Below are 15,447 nucleotides of genomic sequence, written 5' to 3'. Positions count from 1 at the left end.
TTTATGGCGCTAATTAAAACCGTAAGAGGAAAGACGCCCAGCTGGGGTAAAAACTGCTTTTTGGCCGAAAATGCTACGCTCACGGGAGATATTGAGATGGGCGACGACTGTAGTATCTGGTTTCAGGCCGTGCTCAGAGGCGATGTGAATAGCATTCGAATTGGGAATAAGGTGAATATTCAGGATGGGGCAGTGGTGCACTGTACCTACCAAAAAACAAAAACAACAATTGGTAATTCGGTCTCTATTGGACATCGGGCATTGGTGCATGGTTGTACGATTGGCAACAAGGTGCTGGTGGGCATGGGTGCCATTATTATGGATAATGCCGTAGTGCCCGACAATTGCCTGATTGCCGCTGGGGCCCTAATTTTAGAAAATGCCCAATTAGAATCTAATGCAGTTTATGCGGGAGTGCCCGCCAAAAAAATAAAATCTCTTTCTCCAGAGCTCTTCAAAAATGAGATTGAGCGCATTGCAGAGGCCTATATGATGTATGCCTCCTGGTATGAAGAGGAGGAAAAATAGAGAATAAAAGAAGGGCTAAATTGGCCCTTTTTTCTTGCCAATGGAGAAGCAATCGCCCTCTTTTTTAGCTCTTAGCACCAAGAGCTTGCCATCGGCTGAGGGATGGAAAGTGGTGCGGCGATAGCCGCAGACCCAAGTTTTTGAGCGCAGCGAAAAAACTGCAGGGCCGAGCAGACCTGCGAGCCACGGCACAGCCCGACCCGACCGAAGGGAGGGGCAGCCCCAAAAAAATACAGAAGTTAATACAAATCATGATGAAATTATATATGCCCCTTTTGGGCCTGATGTTGTTAGTTTTGGCCAGCTGCGGCGGGCCCGAAGAGCTGCCAAAAGAAGAGCTAAACCTCTCTTTGGAAGATGCCGTTTTGCAGCAAATTTTTGATATCCGTGCCAAGCGAAATGCAGAAGGTAAGGCCAATACCGAGGCCCTAATTACCTATTTGGCCGTGGATAATCTGGACCACCGATATGCGGCCGCTATGGCCCTAGCCTCGGTGCAAGATAGTGCCGCTATTGATCATTTGGCCGATGCCCTAGGCGACCCCACTGAGGAGCTGCGCATGGCGGCTGCTTTTGCTTTGGGGCAAACCGAAAATGCCAAGGCCGCCGACTATCTGGCCGAGGCCTTTCAGCAAGATAGTAGCCGAGCTGTTTTGGCCAGTATTCTAGAAGCCGTGGGCCGATCGGGAGATGCCAAGGACCTCAAAGACCTTTGTACTTCTAGACCCTATGCCCTGCAAGATTCGCTCTTGCTCAACGGGCTGGCGCTGGGCCTCTATCGCTTTGCTTTGCGGGGCATGGTGCAACCCGAAGGCAGCTCTCGAATGATTAACGATTATTTGGCCAATAGCCTGATGCCCAAAAAAGCCCGCTTTATTGCCGCCAATTATTTGGCCCGAGTGGCGGGCCTAGACCTGAGCCGATACGAGAACCTACTGATCAATAATGTGCAAGAAGAAAAGGACCCCAATATGCGGATGTTTCTGGTTTTGGCCCTAGCCAAGGCCAAGACGCCAGCTGCTTTTTCGGCCCTAAAAACGACCTTTGAAGAAGAGGAGGATTATCGGGTTCGGGCCAATATTTTGAGAGGATTGCAGTATTTTCCCTACGACTCTAGCCGAAATCTGGCCTATGGCGCTTTGCGAGATACCAGTCGACAGGTCCAATTATTGGCCGCGCAGTTTTTTAGACAATATGGCTCCGAGGGCGATGCCTTTAATTACATCAAATGGGCCGATGAGCGAAGCGATAGCATAGATTGGGCGATTCGGGCCGAGCTCTATGGGGCGTCTTTGGCCAAATTGCCCGCCTACCGCCGCCCCTCTAAGCAGTTTATTAGTAATAAATTGGCCCAAATGGCCAAGGCTAGCCAAAATCCCTACGAACAACAATTGCTTTTGCAGGCCTTGGGCCGCTATGCGCTCAACCATCGCTTGTTGGGCCAAATGGCCTTTCCGGCCGACAGCCTGCAGGAGGTTTCGCCTATCGTGAAATCTGCCGTGGCCGAGGGGCTCGTGAGCATTTGTGGCCTGCCCGATTTTGACCTAGTGCATGGGGTGGTGGGCAAAGAACGCGCCCGCAGCGAACTTCATCAACTGCTCCGCAAATTGGTCCAAGATGGCGACCCCGGCGCCCTGGCCGTAGTGGCTACCGCTATTAGTACGCCTAGCCTCAAACTCAAAGAGGCTTTTCCCGATGCAAGTTTTCTCAAAACGGCCCAAAGCCAATTACAACTGCCCCGAGACCTAGAAACGCATATGCTGCTGCAAAGGGCCATCAATTATATTGAAGGCAGCAATAGCCCCGAGCGCCCCTATGCCAAGCAGAAATTTCCCGAAATCGATTGGGCATTGATTAAGGCCCTACCCGAAAAACCCAAGGTAGAGCTTACCACCAGCCGAGGCAAAATTGTAATTGAAACCTATCTCAAGGAATGTCCCGCCACCGTCATCCAATTCATTCAGTTGGTCAAGGCGGGCTACTATGATGGCAAGGCTTTTCACCGGGTAGTGCCCAATTTTGTGGCCCAAACGGGCTGCCCTAGAGGCGATGGTTGGGGCAGTCTCAACTTCAATATCGTTTCGGAATTTAGCCAAAGAAGCTACAGCCAAGCTGGAGCCGTGGGCATGGCCTCGGCAGGCAAGGATACCGAATCGGCCCAGTTTTTCATCACGCATAGTCCCGCTATTCATTTAGACGGAAAATATACCCTCTTTGGTCAGGTCATCGAAGGCCTAGAGCAGTTGCATCAGCTAGAGTTGGGAGATCAAATTATTCGGGCCAAGCTGTTGTAGGAGAGGGGCTGCCCACTCGCTGCGCTCGGGTCGGGCTGTTTCGCAGCTCGCTGTTCGCTCGGCCCTGCGCAAAATTCGCTGCGCTCATTTTGCTGGGTCTGGCCCTTTGGGCCACTGCTGTCCATCCCTCAGCCTGCGGGCGCTTCGCGCCCTGCTTGCCGCAAAATGGCCCAGTTTCAACTAAAAGTTTCGTTATTCTCTTTTTAGTTTAGATTAACAATATTTTAAGCTTTGGGTATAAAACAAAGCTTAATTAGGCACCGTTATTGGTGGAACTTATCTAGAAAAGTAATAATACAACTAACAATCCTTTAAGGATTGAGTGAATAAAAAAGCTATTGCTTGGCATAGCTTTTGACGAAAAAATGAAATCTGATCAAAAAGATTTTAAAGGTTTTAATTGGGTGTTCTTATAGTGTGGGTCTCGCTTTCTGAAAAGGAAGCGGGACTTTTTTTATGCGCCGCAGGGAATAAAGCCTTATCTTTGCCCAAAACAAATAACTATGGATACCGAAGTCGTTTTATCCGAAATACAAATGCGCCGTTTGGCCCTACATCGCCTAGGCAACAAAAGCCGAGATGAGGGCATGAAGGTCGCTAGCAAATTGCTGCCCCTCCCTCAGGCCGAACAAAAAGAACAGTTGCAAGACTTCTTTTTGGGCTCTTTCAAGTTTGAAGAGTTTTATCAGTTTAATCATGCTAGCGAGCTAGAGATGAATGAAATCTTTAGCTACTGCAAAGCCATTTTTGAACAGGCCGATGCCGAGACCTTTTATGAACAATCGGTTTTGATGTTGCAGCAGCTCTACAATTGCTCCAACCACCCCAAAATTAAGGGCGGAGAGTTCTATCTGGTCTATTTTGAAGACATTTTGGTCAATGACGAATTGGTGGAAGCCATTGGTATTTTCAAAACAGAAAATAAGGAGCAGTTTCTCAAGCTTCGGTTAGACGAGGAAGAAGACTGGACCTTTTATTTTGAAGAGGGGGTAGACCTCAAGAAAATGGATAAGGGCTGCTTGGTCTTTAATATAGAAGCCGAAAGTGGTTTTAGAGTAGCTTCTGTCGACCTCAAAAGCTCGGAGGCTAAGTATTGGCGAGATGAGTTTTTGCAAATTACGCAGCTGCAAGATGAGCTCTTTTATACACAGACCTATCTCAAGATGTGTAAGGACTTTGGCAAGCAACAATTTGAGGCCGAAGAAAAGCAGGAGCAAGTGGCTTTCCTCAATAAGTCTTTGGAGTATTTTGAGACCCAAGATAGCTTTGATGCGGAGGAGTTTGTGGAGCAAATTTTTGAGGACAATGAAGAGAAGAAAGAGCAGTTTAATAGCTACAAACAGCAGTATCAAGAAAAGGTGGGCTTAGAGGATGTAGAGGAAGAACCTTTCTTTATTGCTACGCCCGCGGTAAAGAAGGCGGCCCGCTCTTTTAAGCGAGTGATTCAGCTCGATAGCCAAATGGAGATTAAGGTCCAATCGGCCCAAGCCCAAGAGGAGGGCCTCCTCCAAAAGGGCTTTGATGAGGAAAAAGGCATGTACTACTATAAGCTCTACTTTAATGAAGAGAAATAGGTCCAAGAAGACATAGCAAAGGGGCGGTTGATCAAAATCAACCGCCCCTTTTTTGGTCCAGCAGCTGGCGAAGCCAGCGCAGGCTGAGGGATGGATAGCAGTGGCCGAAGGCCAGACCGAGCTTTTGAGCAAAGCGAAAAAGCGATGGGCCGAGCAGACTTGCGAGCTGCGGTACAGCCCGACCCGCCCAAAGGGCGGGGCAGCCCCAAAATACAGCCTACTTAATCCAGCTCAAACTGCTGATCGATTTCGGGAAAATGCTCTTTGAAGAAGTAGACCCATTTCATTTTTTCGTTGCGGTCATTTGTGGCAAAAATGAGTGCCTGGCAGCTTTCCGAGACATTATAGGCGCAGCGATCTTCCGATTCGCCAGCCTCTAGAGCCAACAAATAATGCTCGATGGCCTGCTCAAAATTTTCTTGGTAGTAGGCGCAGGCGCCTAGTCCCGTTTGGCATTGCGCCTGATAGTCGGGATACTGCTCTTGAATTTGCCAATAGGCCTGTTTGGCCTCCTCCAGCGCGCCTTTGACCATCAGTTGGGCGGCTAGATTGAGCAATTGGCTGAGGTCACTTTCCTCGGCATCTGGAGAGAGCAACTGCTGAAAGCGCTGCATCATGGCTTGGGCCTCTTCCTGGCTGAGTCCGTCCTCGGCCATGCGGCCATAGAGCTGCATACTGCCATCTTCCTGAACCGCAATGATGAGTTTGGGCTCTGCATTTTGGCCCAAAGGCAGATTTTCCATCTTGAGATAATCGGCAGCCCCCTTGAGGTAATGCGTCAGGCGGGCCAATTCGACAATGGCCATACCGAGGTCCTCGGCTTCCGATTCATCGGCGATATAGGCAGATAGCTCGGCCTTCATTTGGGCCAACACCTCTTCTACATATTCATTCTCCTCAATTTCGGGTAGTTGGACCAACTGCCCAATAAATCGCTGAAGACGGTCAATGGCCCCAATCAGGGCGGGTTCTACCACTACGGGATCATCATCGCTATAGAGCAAAATCTCAAAGGCTTCTTGGCCAGCAACAAGGGCGGCATAGTAGTCTTCCTGCTCTGCCAGCTGGTCAAATTTTTTTATTTGGGTATAGAATCTTTCCATAACAGTTATTTTGTGGCCTAAATTAAGGCTTTTCTACGAAAGGCTGTTAAATCTATAAAATTATGCTGACAACTTTAGACTGGGGAGTCATTATTGGCTTTTTGCTCCTCATTATTGCCCTAGGGCTTTCTTATGGGCGGCAATCGGGCAAGAGCCTAGAGGCTTTTTTTTTGGGCAACCGAAAGCTGCCTTGGTGGCTGGCGGGTTTGTCGATGGTGGCCACTACTTTTGCCGCAGATACGCCCTTGGCGGTGGCCGAATTGGTGGGCCAAAACGGGGTTTCGGGCAACTGGCTCTGGTGGAACTTTTTGGCGGGGGGAATGCTGACGACCTTCTTTTTTGCGCCCCTTTGGCAACACTCTGGGGTTTTGACGGAGGTGGAGTTTATCGAGCTGCGCTATAGCGGTCCCGCTGCCCGCTTTTTAAGGGGCTTTAAGGCCATTTATCTGGGCCTTTTTCTCAATATTATCATCTTGGCTTGGGTCAATTTGGCCATGAGCTCTCTTTTGCAAGGGATTTTTGGCCTGACCGAAGGTATGGCCTTTCTTTATACCTTAGGTTTACTGCTTTTGGGGGCTGTTTATTCGGCTGTGGCGGGCCTTTTGGGGGTGGCTGTTACGGATGCGCTGCAGTTTGTGGTGGCCATTTTGGGCTGTATTATTTTGGCCTATGTGGTTTTGGATCAGCCAGAAATTGGGGGCTTGTCGGGACTCACTAGCCAGCTTAAAGCGCAAGATCCCGCCCTACTCGATTTCTTTCCCTCTACCCAAAAAGAGGGCTCTGGTCTCTACTTTGGCATTAGTTCTTTTATTGCCTATTTGGGCATTTTGTGGTGGGCCAGTTGGTACCCCGGCGCCGAGCCAGGTGGGGGCGGTTATACCGCCCAAAGGATGATGAGCACAGGCAGCGAGAAGGCCGCTCAATCGGCCAGCTTGCTCTTTCAGATGGCGCATTATTGCTTGCGGCCTTGGCCTTGGATTTTGGTGGGCTTGGCGGCTATTTTGCTCTATGCTTTGCCCCCCCAATTGCCTGAGGGGCCCCTGAAACAGCAGTATAATCAGTTTGTAGAAGCGGGCTGGACCGCCCAAGAAGTGCTGGATGAAAAGGCCGATCTGAGCGCAAAATCTCCTGAATTATTGGCCCAATTGCCTGCTTTTCGCCAGGCACTAACCGCTGCTGCTGCCGAAAATCTCAAGCTGGCCTCAGCCATAGATTATCAACTTTCTTATCGCCAAGGTTATGTGATGGCTATGCGCGACTTCTTACCGCCGGGTCTTTTGGGGCTGCTGCTCGTGGCCTTTTTAGCGGCTTATTTGAGTACGGTCTCTACGCAGTTGAATTGGGGCGCAGGTTATTTGGTGCATGACTTTTATAAGCGTTTTTTGCAGCCTCAACAGACGGAGGGACACTACGTTTGGATCTCTCGTTTGCTCAATATTCTCTTGGCCTTGGCGGCCGCAGGCATCAGCCTCTTCATTGAGCAAATCTCTGGCGCTTGGGCCTTTATTTTACAAGCTGGAGCGGGCTTGGGCTTGCTCCTCATTCTCCGTTGGTATTGGTGGCGCATCAATGCTTGGGCCGAGCTGACGGCCATGATTGCCCCCGCCTTGATTAGCATTCCCTTTTTCTATTATGAGGTCCCCTTTGAGGAGGCCCTGCCCACAACGGTCCTATTTACCACTATAAGTTGGTTGCTGGTCATGATTTTCACTCCGGCTACCGACCCAAAAGTGCTTCAAGCTTTTTATCAGAAAGTCCGTCCCCTAGGCGATTGGTCGGGCTTGGGCATAAAGAGCAATAACCGCCCTTTACTTTCTTTATTGGGCCAATGGTTGGCGGCTATTGTCCTGACCTACAGCCTACTTTTTGCGGTGGGCAAATTACTGTTTTTGGCCTATACCGAGGCGGCAATTTTCGGAGGAACGGCCCTTTTGGCCCTGCTTGTCCTTTATCTTTTGCAAAGAAAGAAGTAGGGGAGGGGCCTCCGCTGCGGCGGGCGCTACGTTTCGCAGCTCGCTGATCGCTCGGCCCTGCGCCAGCAAGCTGGCTGGGTCTGGCCTGACGGCCACTGCTGCACATCGCTAGGCCTGCGGCGGCTTCGCCGCCTGCTAAGCACAAAATTTTAAACAGCTTCCAAAGATTTTATCTATGATTGTAAAGTATATAGGGAAAGGAACGCCTGGACTAACTAAAGGACAGACTTATAAAGTGGTTGCAGTTAATTTTTATTCCAGGAAAAATGATAAATATGAAGGCAGCTACCGATTATTCCGTGATGAAGCTGATGTGAATACAGCTATTTATCCAATCGCAGATTTTGACGTAATTGACAGCAGTATTGATGAGGATTATATCCTTTTCAAGGATGACTCTGGAGGGCTAGTGCTTTGTCCTGAATGTATTGCCTATCCAAGTTTTTGGACAGACTATTGGGGCGATGGAGGCGTATCTATAGCGGATGAAGCAAAAGCCATCAAGCTATTAAAGGAACGATTCCCAGAGTTTTTTCCATCCCCCAACTATAGGCTTAGTGAAGAGCCAGCCATCATCTTAGATCCAAAGATGAGTTGGTTATTTTGTCCTGCTTGTACAGAGAGTTGGGAGGTAAATACAGCTGATGAGCTAACTGCTTGCCCCAGTTGTGGGTTGTATTATCATAATCCATTTATCAACCAACAAGATAAATTATGATTTTAGAGGACCTATATATTGCAATCTCTTCCTTCAGCAATAAGGCGGAGCTCTACTTTTGTGTCGAAGAATTTGTGAAAAATCATACAGCAGAAAGTGATTACTACGACTATCCTCTTCTAGAAGAAACACTAGAATTTGAAACGGAGGATTTTATGGAGATGCTCCACTTCATTGTTAGCAATAAAAAGGCATATCACTTTTACTTCTCCAATCTAGAAAATAAAGAGAATCCTAAAAGGATGATCTTTATCAATAGTGACCAATCGATTTATTTTGGACTTGCTGTCTACGAGATATTTTCTTTGAAATATCAAGAAATACTGAAGGCTCAATTCCCTAATTCTCCACTTATGATTTGCAATCATGTTCTTCCGCCTAATAGCTTTGAGGCTTTTAAGCAGCAGCTAAAAACAGTACGCTAAATTAGCTTAATGGGAGAGAAACCTAGCCATAGTCTCTACTAACAAATAATACAAAGATGTTATTAAAACGTAAACCAGCTTCCTTTCAAGCAATGAGCACTACATTGCTAAACAATCGTTTTGGAGAGCGTTACAAGCGCCTAGATAAATATATAGTGCCAGGGCAATCCTATCTGGTTCATGCTATAGAGTATTACCAGATTCCCTTTGCATATATTTATACTGATGATGCAGAACGATTTCCCTATCCTTATCCCTTAGAATTTTTTGAAGTAGTCGATGCTCGTCTCTCTAAGTACTTTTGTTTTGGAGAAACTCTAGCTAGCCCTGTTAATGACATCGCCCCTAATTCGTTAATTGCTTTTAGGGAATGGGCCGAAAACCCCAACTTTTTTCATGATCTGGTTGAAGGAAAACCGTACATCAAAGTCGCCCAGACCTATAAGGCGAAAATGGAGGTAGAATTTTTCAATCCAAATCTAAATATTAGTGAAGAGCCAGCTATCATCTTAGACCCCAAGATGAGTTGGTTATTTTGTCCTGCTTGTACAGAGAGTTGGGAGGTAAATACAGCTGATGAGCTAACTGCTTGTCCCAGTTGCGGGGTGTATTACCAGAATCCATTTATAAAAAATTTGGGAGAGGAGACATAATATTCTTCCAATAAGCAGCGTCTCCTCAGATTTTTAGCCCTTAGTTGCTTTCTATTCCTTATGAGCCGATGGTTCAAACCATCGGCTCATTGTTTTTCCACGGTTTTGCAGGCGGCCAAGCCAGTTCATTTTATGAGGGTTTTAACCCTCATTCATATATCATTGCGAAGCAATACCACTCTTGCTGTAGGTTTCAACCTACAGCAAAAAGGAGCGCAGCGACGCGGCTGAGGGATGGACAGCAGTGGCCGTTAGGCCAGACCCAGCCGCCAAAGGCGGCGCAGGGCCGAGCGAATAGCGAGCTGCGAAACAGCCCGACCCGCCCGTAGGGCGGGGCAGCCCCAAAAAAATAATAAGAAAGAGAGATTTATCTTTCAGATGGCCCAGCCTGATTAAAAAGCCTTATCTTTAAAGCCGTTTTTTGATCGCTTTTAACCTTGCTTATGGCCCCCAAATTATCTTATCAGCAGTCGCTTTATCATCGTCGCTTTGAAAAAATTATGAAGCAGCTCAATGATTCGCAGCGGGCGGCCGTGGAGCAGATTGAAGGGCCCGTGATGACGATTGCTGGGCCAGGGACGGGCAAAACGCATATTTTGGCGGCGCGGATTGGGCAAATTCTCTTGCAGACCGATAGCCGACCCTACAACATTCTTTGTTTGACCTTTACGGATGCGGGCGTGCAGGCCATGCGTCAGCGATTATTGGAATTTATTGGTCCAGAGGCCTACCGCATTCATATTTATACCTTTCATTCTTTTTGCAATAAGGTCATCCTTGAAAATCCCGATAACTTTGGGCAGAAAAACTGGCAATTGGCCACGGAACTAGAGCAGATTGATTTTGCTCGTCAATTGCTAGATGGTTTGGAGCCCGATCATCCTTTGCGTCGCTCTCGCCGCCAACCTTATCGCTATGAGGGCCAATTGCTGCGGCTGTTTCAGTTGATGAAAACAGAGGGTTGGACCCTCGAGCTGGTCCGGGAAAAAATTGAGGATTATCTCGATTATATCAAGGAGGATAAAAAGTATCGTTATCAGCGAAATGGCAGCAACTATAAAAAGGGCGATCTCAAACTTAAGGCCTATCAGGAGGAAAAAGAGCGGATGCAACGGCTATTGTCTGCCGCGGCCCTCTTTGAGGAATATGAGTTTTTGATGGAAGAGGCCAGTTGTTACGACTATGCTGACATGATTCTTTGGGTGTTGCGGGCCTTTTTGGACCCCGAACAGGAGGACTTGCTGTTGCGCTATCAAGAACAATATCTCTATATCTTGGTCGATGAATTTCAGGATACCAATGGGGCGCAAAATCAGATTTTGATGCAGCTCATTGGCTTTTGGGAGCAGCCCAATATCTTTATTGTGGGCGATGACGACCAATCTATTTTTGAGTTTCAGGGAGCTAGGGTAAAAAACCTGATCGACTTTTTTGAGCGCTATCAAAACGGCCTGAGCTTGGTCATGTTGCAAGACAACTACCGCTCAAGTCAAGAGATTTTGGATGCCTCCAAAGCCCTGATCGACCATAATGAATTGCGCATTATTTCTTTGTTGGAGGCCTTGGAGCTGGACAAAAAACTCAGGGCGCGCCGTCCCTTTAAGCAGGGGGAAGAAATAGAGCTAGAACTACAACAATATCCCAGCGCTTTTGAAGAAGAAGTCGCCATTGTCGAAAAGATCAAGCAGCTACAAGCCGAAAAGAAAAACCTGGCAGAGGTGGCCATTATTTACGCTCGCCACCGGCAGTCTCAGGACCTAATCCGTTTATTGGAGCAGGCCGAAATTCCCTATCAGACCAAGCGGCAAATCAATATTTTAGAAGAGAGTTTGATCAAGAACTTCTTGCTGCTGTTGGAGTATTTGGCCTTGGAATTTGAGCAACCTTATTCGGGAGAAGAATACCTTTATGAGCTCTTGCACTTTCAGTTTATTCCCATTTTGGCCAGCGACCGACGCAAGTTGGTCAACTATATGGTGCGGGAAAACCGCCGCCGTTATTTGGCCAAGGAAAAAGAGCCCTTAGCTTGGCGGGACCTGCTGCAGATGGCTCCCGATTTGACAGAACTGCGGCTTATCGCCCCCGAAAAAATCAGGGCTTTGGTCGAGTTTTTTGATGAGGCCACGGGCTGGTCTGTCAATGAGCCGCTCAGTCGGTTGATGGAGCTTTTATTTAACCGATCGGGCCTATTGCAGTACGCCAGTGAAGCCGCAGAAAAAGATTGGTATTTGGGCTTGCTCAACACTTTTTTCGACTTTGTCCGCAGGGAGTCAGAGCGAAAAGAGGACCTTAATTTATGGGGCCTTTTGGAGCTGATCCAGCGCATGAAAGACAATCAGCTGCGCTTGCCCATGACGCATAGCCGCTATGCCGAAGATGGGGTGCAATTACTGACCGCTCATGCCTCTAAGGGCCTAGAGTTTCAGTATGTCTTTATGCTGCATTGTTTGGATGGAACTTGGGGGCCGAATAGCCGCCGAAGCATCAAGAAGTTCAAATTACCCGATAACTTATCGCAGGCCCATGCGGTTTTGGACCAAGAAGAGGCCAGCCGCCGCTTATTTTATGTGGCCATGACTCGTTCTAGGGCCTATTTGCGCATCTCCTACCATGCTAATGACAGCCAAGGAAAATCTTGTAAACGCCTCTCTTTTGTCGATGATTTGATGATTGATGCGGAGCTAGAAGAGCAGCAAATACAGCTGCCGGCTTCTACTTTGCAGCAATATCGACATCAGTTTTTGCAGTATTTGCCCGAGCGTTTACCCCAAGAACTTTTGGTCGATCCGGCTACAATTGCGGCCCAACTAGAAGATTTCCGTTTGAGTGTAACGGCCCTAAATGCCTACCTCAATTGCCCTTTGAGCTTTTATTTTCAGCGGGTGTTGCGTCTGCCGGCCAGCCAAAGCGTAGAGGCGCTTTATGGGCAGGCGGTGCATGAGGCCCTAGAAGAACTTTTGCGGCAGGGGCAAAACAATGCGCGGCTGCGGCTGCCTTCTTTGCCCGCTTTTGTCTCTCTTTTTGAAGAGCGTTTGGAGATGAAGCGGCTGCTATTTAGCCAAAGAGCCTATGAGGAAGCCCTCGATTTGGGCCTCAAATATCTCAAGCGCTATTATGAGCAGCGACAAGAGCGTTTTGGGCAGGAGCTGGACAAAAAAATCTTGCTAGAACAGTCCTTTTATGGCACCCAATACAAGGGCGTGCCCCTAACGGGAAACATCGATAAATTGGTGCAGGTAGAAAAGGGCAGCAGCCTTTGGCATATCGTTGATTACAAAACGGGAAAGCTAGAGGAGAAGCGCTTTAGAAAGCCGCATAAACGCAACCCTTTGGGCGGCAATTACTATCGGCAGCTGGTCTTTTACGCTCTACTTTTGGAGAGCTCTAGACAGATCGAGGGGCGGGCCATTTCTGCTGAAATTGACTATATCAGTCCCAATGAAGCGGGGCATTTTCCCGAAAAAGAAATGGACATCCATGCAGAGGATCTGGCCAATATGGGCGAATTGGTGCAGGAGGTCTACGCCAAAATTAAGCGGCATGAATTTGCCGAGGGCTGCCAGAAAAAAGACTGTAAATGGTGCAATTTTGTGCAGCATCAGCAGATTCCCAGCAGTTTCCGAGATGAGGAAGTAGAAGCCTTGGATGATTAGGGGCTGCCCACTCGCTTCGCTCGGGTCGGGCTGTTTCGCAGCTCGCTGTTCGCTCGGCCCTGCAGCGCTTTCAGCGCTTTGGTCTGCCGCCTGCGGCGGCCCTGCTGTCCATCCCTCAGCCTGCGGGCCTTCGGCCCTGCAAAACCGAAAAAGCGGCAGTTGACTAAATCAACTGCCGCTTAGGGCTATATCTATTTTGCCTCAAAAATATTGATGAGTCTATAGATTTCATCTTCAGTTCTATTATCATCAACCAGTAGGTAGATGACGAATAGTTGTATGTTATGAATTATTAACTCAGCTTAGCCCAAAGAGTAGTTTAAATTAGTTAGCTAAATCTCTGTTAATCACATTTCGTAATAGTTAAACTATTAGACCCATCTTCTAATGAATTATATTCATCAAAGTGAAGATGTCGACCAGATGGTATAGAATCTTGTGACAAGTTTAATAAATGATTGGCTAAAGATCTCAGCCCAGCTGGATTTGCGGCTATTTGAACCTCCCCATTAACTACAGTCACCTTTATATCAAAACTATCTTCCCATGAGTATTTTATGCCAACATTCTTATTGTAATCTGGGATTTCAATTTCTAACTTCATTTCTTAATTATTTAAATAAATATGTAAATTTTGATTGATCATCATTTTTCCTGGTTTATGCGGGTTAGGAATTAGGGTCTCGAAGTTCATGTGTGGACCTCCACCATGTTTACCTGTTATGTCGTTTTCTCCCATCCTAACAACCCTAGTACCATCTTTGGAGATGTATCTGCCACTACCTTTTATTGGTTCATGATAGCCTTCACCCAGAAATTTTTGTGCTTTTGTAAGGGCATCATCTGATGAAATTTTCATTCCATCTTTTAAGCCCATTCGTATAATTAAATCAGAGTTAGCTATTTTAGGTTTAGGGCCTTCTCCTAGCTGCTTTTTAGCCGCTAACTGCTCTCGCTTATACTCCTTAATCAGCTTTTCATATTCTGCTCTAGGGATATCGTCATTAGCCCTATATTTCCCTAATCGTCCTTCTTGCAAACGGACAAAGTTCTCATCATCTAGCTTATAAATTTTAGGAGGGAGGTTGGAGCCGAATTCTATTTTTGGCGCTTCTTGTTTGCCCAGCTCCTTTTCTAAAGGAATTTCCTCTTTGAGTTCGGGCTCTTTTAGCTGAGGTTCCTCTAGTTTGAGGGGCTCTGCTTTTGGTGTTTCTACTTTTGGGGGCTAATGTTTAGCGATAAGGATTCATTTTATAGACTCCAGAGCCTATAGCTATTGGGGCCGGAGCAAAACGGCTAGCCTGAAAACCAAAGGATGAGCGGCCTAGCGATGTGCAGCAGTGGCCGTCAGGCCAGACCGAGCAGGCGAAGCCTGCGAAGGGCCGAGCGAATAGCGAGCTGCGCAACGTAGCGCCGCAGCTTTGCTGCGGAGGCCCCAAAAAAAAGCCCCATTCTTGATCATCAAGAACAGGGCAGTAAAGCTGCTTATGAAAAATTAGATGCTTTCTTCGGGACCATGGCCTTTGAAGACTACATAAAGGTAGCCTAGGGCCGGTAGAATAAAGAGCGAGCCCAAAAGGAGGGCCCAGCCGAGCACGGCCAAGGTGGCATCGGGGGCGCGGCTATCATAGAGATCTAGGCTGCCTCCATTGCTGAGCATAATGGCATGCGGATAATGCAAGAGCAACCAAGCGCCAAGAATAAGGACCGTTTGGGCGCCAGCCATTAGGCGAGAAAGGACCACCTTTCCTTTGCGGATAGTGCTAAACATCAGGGGCAAAGAGCCAGCGGCAAAGCCTATGGCCAACATACTGAGCGGGCTGCTAATCAACTCATTGAAAAGAGGGAGACCATCGATATAGGCCGCAACAAAAACGACCACACCAATAGCTACAGAAGCCAATAGCCACTTCCAGGCCTTAGTAATAAAGAACTCCTTGACCTCGGGGTCTTCATTTTCGCCAATAAGATAAACGGCGGCTAGAAAAGCGAAAAGCGCTGTAGTAAGAAAGCCCACACTGATGGAGAAGAAATTGAACCAAGGCGCAATATATCCGGTATAGAAATCGGTGGCATTGGGGTCAATTTTGCCTAGGCTCATCGCGCCAAAGGTAATGCCGATAAAGAGTGTAGACACAAGGCTACCCCAGACAAAGACCCGATGATACATCAACTGGCTTTTTTCGTCCTTGATGGCATCATAATGTTTAAAGGCGTAGGCTGTTCCTCGGAAAATAATGCCCAGCAGCAGAATAAAAACGGGGATATGCAGGGCGGTAGAAACCACCTTAAAGATAGCGGGAAAGCCCATAAAGCTAATCACCACAGCAATCACCAGCCACATATGGTTGGCCTCCCAAATGGGGCCAATGGCCCGGCCGATTACTTTTTCGGCCTTAGGAGTAGTAGATAAAAGCTGAATCACACCGGCGCCAAAATCGGCTCCGCCCAAGAGGGCATAGAGGAGCAAAGAAAGGAGCAGGAAGCTCAGCACGACAATATACATAAACATAAAAATCGGTCTTT

At 47.7% G+C, this 15,447-nt stretch carries 12 protein-coding genes; 8 read left to right on the top strand and 4 right to left on the bottom strand.

Translation table 11 applies throughout. From position 1 onward, the window contains the following. Positions 1-3 precede the first annotated feature (3 nt). From OP864_RS07865 to OP864_RS07855, 3 genes are all read left to right on the top strand, one after another. Positions 4-528, top strand: coding sequence for a gamma carbonic anhydrase family protein (locus tag OP864_RS07865; RefSeq protein ID WP_270100662.1), 525 nt, complete (start codon positions 4-6; stop codon positions 526-528). Between the two features lie 251 nt (positions 529-779). Further along, the gene (locus OP864_RS07860; RefSeq protein ID WP_270100661.1) at positions 780-2,822 is read left to right on the top strand and encodes a peptidylprolyl isomerase; all 2,043 of its coding nucleotides are present in this window, start codon (positions 780-782) and stop codon (positions 2,820-2,822) included. A 503-nt stretch (positions 2,823-3,325) separates the two neighbouring features. Further along, a complete protein-coding gene (locus OP864_RS07855; protein ID WP_270100660.1) occupies positions 3,326-4,396 on the top strand; it encodes a nucleoid-associated protein in 1,071 nt (356 codons plus the stop codon). Positions 4,397-4,617: 221 nt separating this feature from the next. Here OP864_RS07855 and OP864_RS07850 read toward each other — a convergent pair whose 3' ends face one another. Further along, positions 4,618-5,499, bottom strand: coding sequence for a tetratricopeptide repeat protein (locus OP864_RS07850; RefSeq protein ID WP_270100659.1), 882 nt, complete (start codon positions 5,497-5,499; stop codon positions 4,618-4,620). 62 nt (positions 5,500-5,561) lie between these two features. Here OP864_RS07850 and OP864_RS07845 point away from each other — a divergent pair, with 62 nt between their 5' ends. The 5 genes from OP864_RS07845 (at position 5,562) to OP864_RS07825 (ending at position 12,921) form a co-directional block, all read left to right on the top strand. Continuing rightward, positions 5,562-7,472 (top strand): sodium:solute symporter family protein, encoded by a 1,911-nt coding sequence (locus OP864_RS07845; protein ID WP_270100658.1) that lies wholly within the window; start codon positions 5,562-5,564, stop codon positions 7,470-7,472. A 175-nt stretch (positions 7,473-7,647) separates the two neighbouring features. Then, positions 7,648-8,190 (top strand): hypothetical protein, encoded by a 543-nt coding sequence (locus OP864_RS07840; protein WP_270100657.1) that lies wholly within the window; start codon positions 7,648-7,650, stop codon positions 8,188-8,190. After that, positions 8,187-8,615, top strand: a complete 429-nt coding sequence (locus tag OP864_RS07835; RefSeq protein ID WP_270100656.1) for a hypothetical protein — start codon at positions 8,187-8,189, stop codon at positions 8,613-8,615. Before OP864_RS07840 ends, OP864_RS07835 begins: the two co-directional genes overlap by 4 nt. Before the next feature lie 92 nt (positions 8,616-8,707). Next, the gene (locus OP864_RS07830) at positions 8,708-9,268 is read left to right on the top strand and encodes a hypothetical protein (RefSeq protein ID WP_270100655.1); all 561 of its coding nucleotides are present in this window, start codon (positions 8,708-8,710) and stop codon (positions 9,266-9,268) included. Positions 9,269-9,711: 443 nt separating this feature from the next. Next, positions 9,712-12,921 carry an ATP-dependent helicase gene (locus OP864_RS07825; RefSeq protein ID WP_270100654.1) on the top strand — a complete coding sequence of 1,070 codons (3,210 nt, stop codon included), beginning with the start codon at positions 9,712-9,714 and terminating at the stop codon, positions 12,919-12,921. Positions 12,922-13,264: 343 nt separating this feature from the next. On the opposite strand, the gene OP864_RS07820 is transcribed toward OP864_RS07825, so the two are convergent. From OP864_RS07820 to OP864_RS07810, 3 genes are all read right to left on the bottom strand, one after another. After that, positions 13,265-13,525: an Imm32 family immunity protein gene (locus OP864_RS07820; protein ID WP_270100653.1), complete on the bottom strand. Its 261-nt coding sequence runs from the start codon at positions 13,523-13,525 to the stop codon at positions 13,265-13,267. A gap of 3 nt (positions 13,526-13,528) precedes the next feature. Beyond that, positions 13,529-13,960: a hypothetical protein gene (locus OP864_RS07815; RefSeq protein WP_270100652.1), complete on the bottom strand. Its 432-nt coding sequence runs from the start codon at positions 13,958-13,960 to the stop codon at positions 13,529-13,531. 456 nt (positions 13,961-14,416) lie between these two features. After that, positions 14,417-15,433: a cytochrome d ubiquinol oxidase subunit II gene (locus tag OP864_RS07810; RefSeq protein ID WP_270100651.1), complete on the bottom strand. Its 1,017-nt coding sequence runs from the start codon at positions 15,431-15,433 to the stop codon at positions 14,417-14,419. Positions 15,434-15,447: the final 14 nt, after the last annotated feature.

It is taken from the genome of Saprospira grandis (assembly GCF_027594745.1).
GTDB lineage: Bacteria > Bacteroidota > Bacteroidia > Chitinophagales > Saprospiraceae > Saprospira > Saprospira grandis.
The sequence above is the reverse complement of the archived record's forward strand: the minus strand, read 5'-3'. Positions and strand labels throughout refer to the sequence as shown.

Bases quoted from the DNA above. Each gene is read 5' to 3' on its own strand.
- OP864_RS07860 (WP_270100661.1), top strand. From the start codon at position 780: ATGATGAAATTATATATGCCCCTTTTGGGCCTGATGTTGTTAGTTTTG.
- OP864_RS07825 (WP_270100654.1), top strand. From the start codon at position 9,712: ATGGCCCCCAAATTATCTTATCAGCAGTCGCTTTATCATCGTCGCTTT.
- OP864_RS07835 (WP_270100656.1), top strand. From the start codon at position 8,187: ATGATTTTAGAGGACCTATATATTGCAATCTCTTCCTTCAGCAATAAG.
- OP864_RS07850 (WP_270100659.1), bottom strand. From the start codon at position 5,499: ATGGAAAGATTCTATACCCAAATAAAAAAATTTGACCAGCTGGCAGAG.
- OP864_RS07810 (WP_270100651.1), bottom strand. From the start codon at position 15,433: ATGTTTATGTATATTGTCGTGCTGAGCTTCCTGCTCCTTTCTTTGCTC.
- OP864_RS07820 (WP_270100653.1), bottom strand. From the start codon at position 13,525: ATGAAGTTAGAAATTGAAATCCCAGATTACAATAAGAATGTTGGCATA.
- OP864_RS07845 (WP_270100658.1), top strand. From the start codon at position 5,562: ATGCTGACAACTTTAGACTGGGGAGTCATTATTGGCTTTTTGCTCCTC.
- OP864_RS07830 (WP_270100655.1), top strand. From the start codon at position 8,708: ATGAGCACTACATTGCTAAACAATCGTTTTGGAGAGCGTTACAAGCGC.
- OP864_RS07855 (WP_270100660.1), top strand. From the start codon at position 3,326: ATGGATACCGAAGTCGTTTTATCCGAAATACAAATGCGCCGTTTGGCC.
- OP864_RS07865 (WP_270100662.1), top strand. From the start codon at position 4: ATGGCGCTAATTAAAACCGTAAGAGGAAAGACGCCCAGCTGGGGTAAA.
- OP864_RS07840 (WP_270100657.1), top strand. From the start codon at position 7,648: ATGATTGTAAAGTATATAGGGAAAGGAACGCCTGGACTAACTAAAGGA.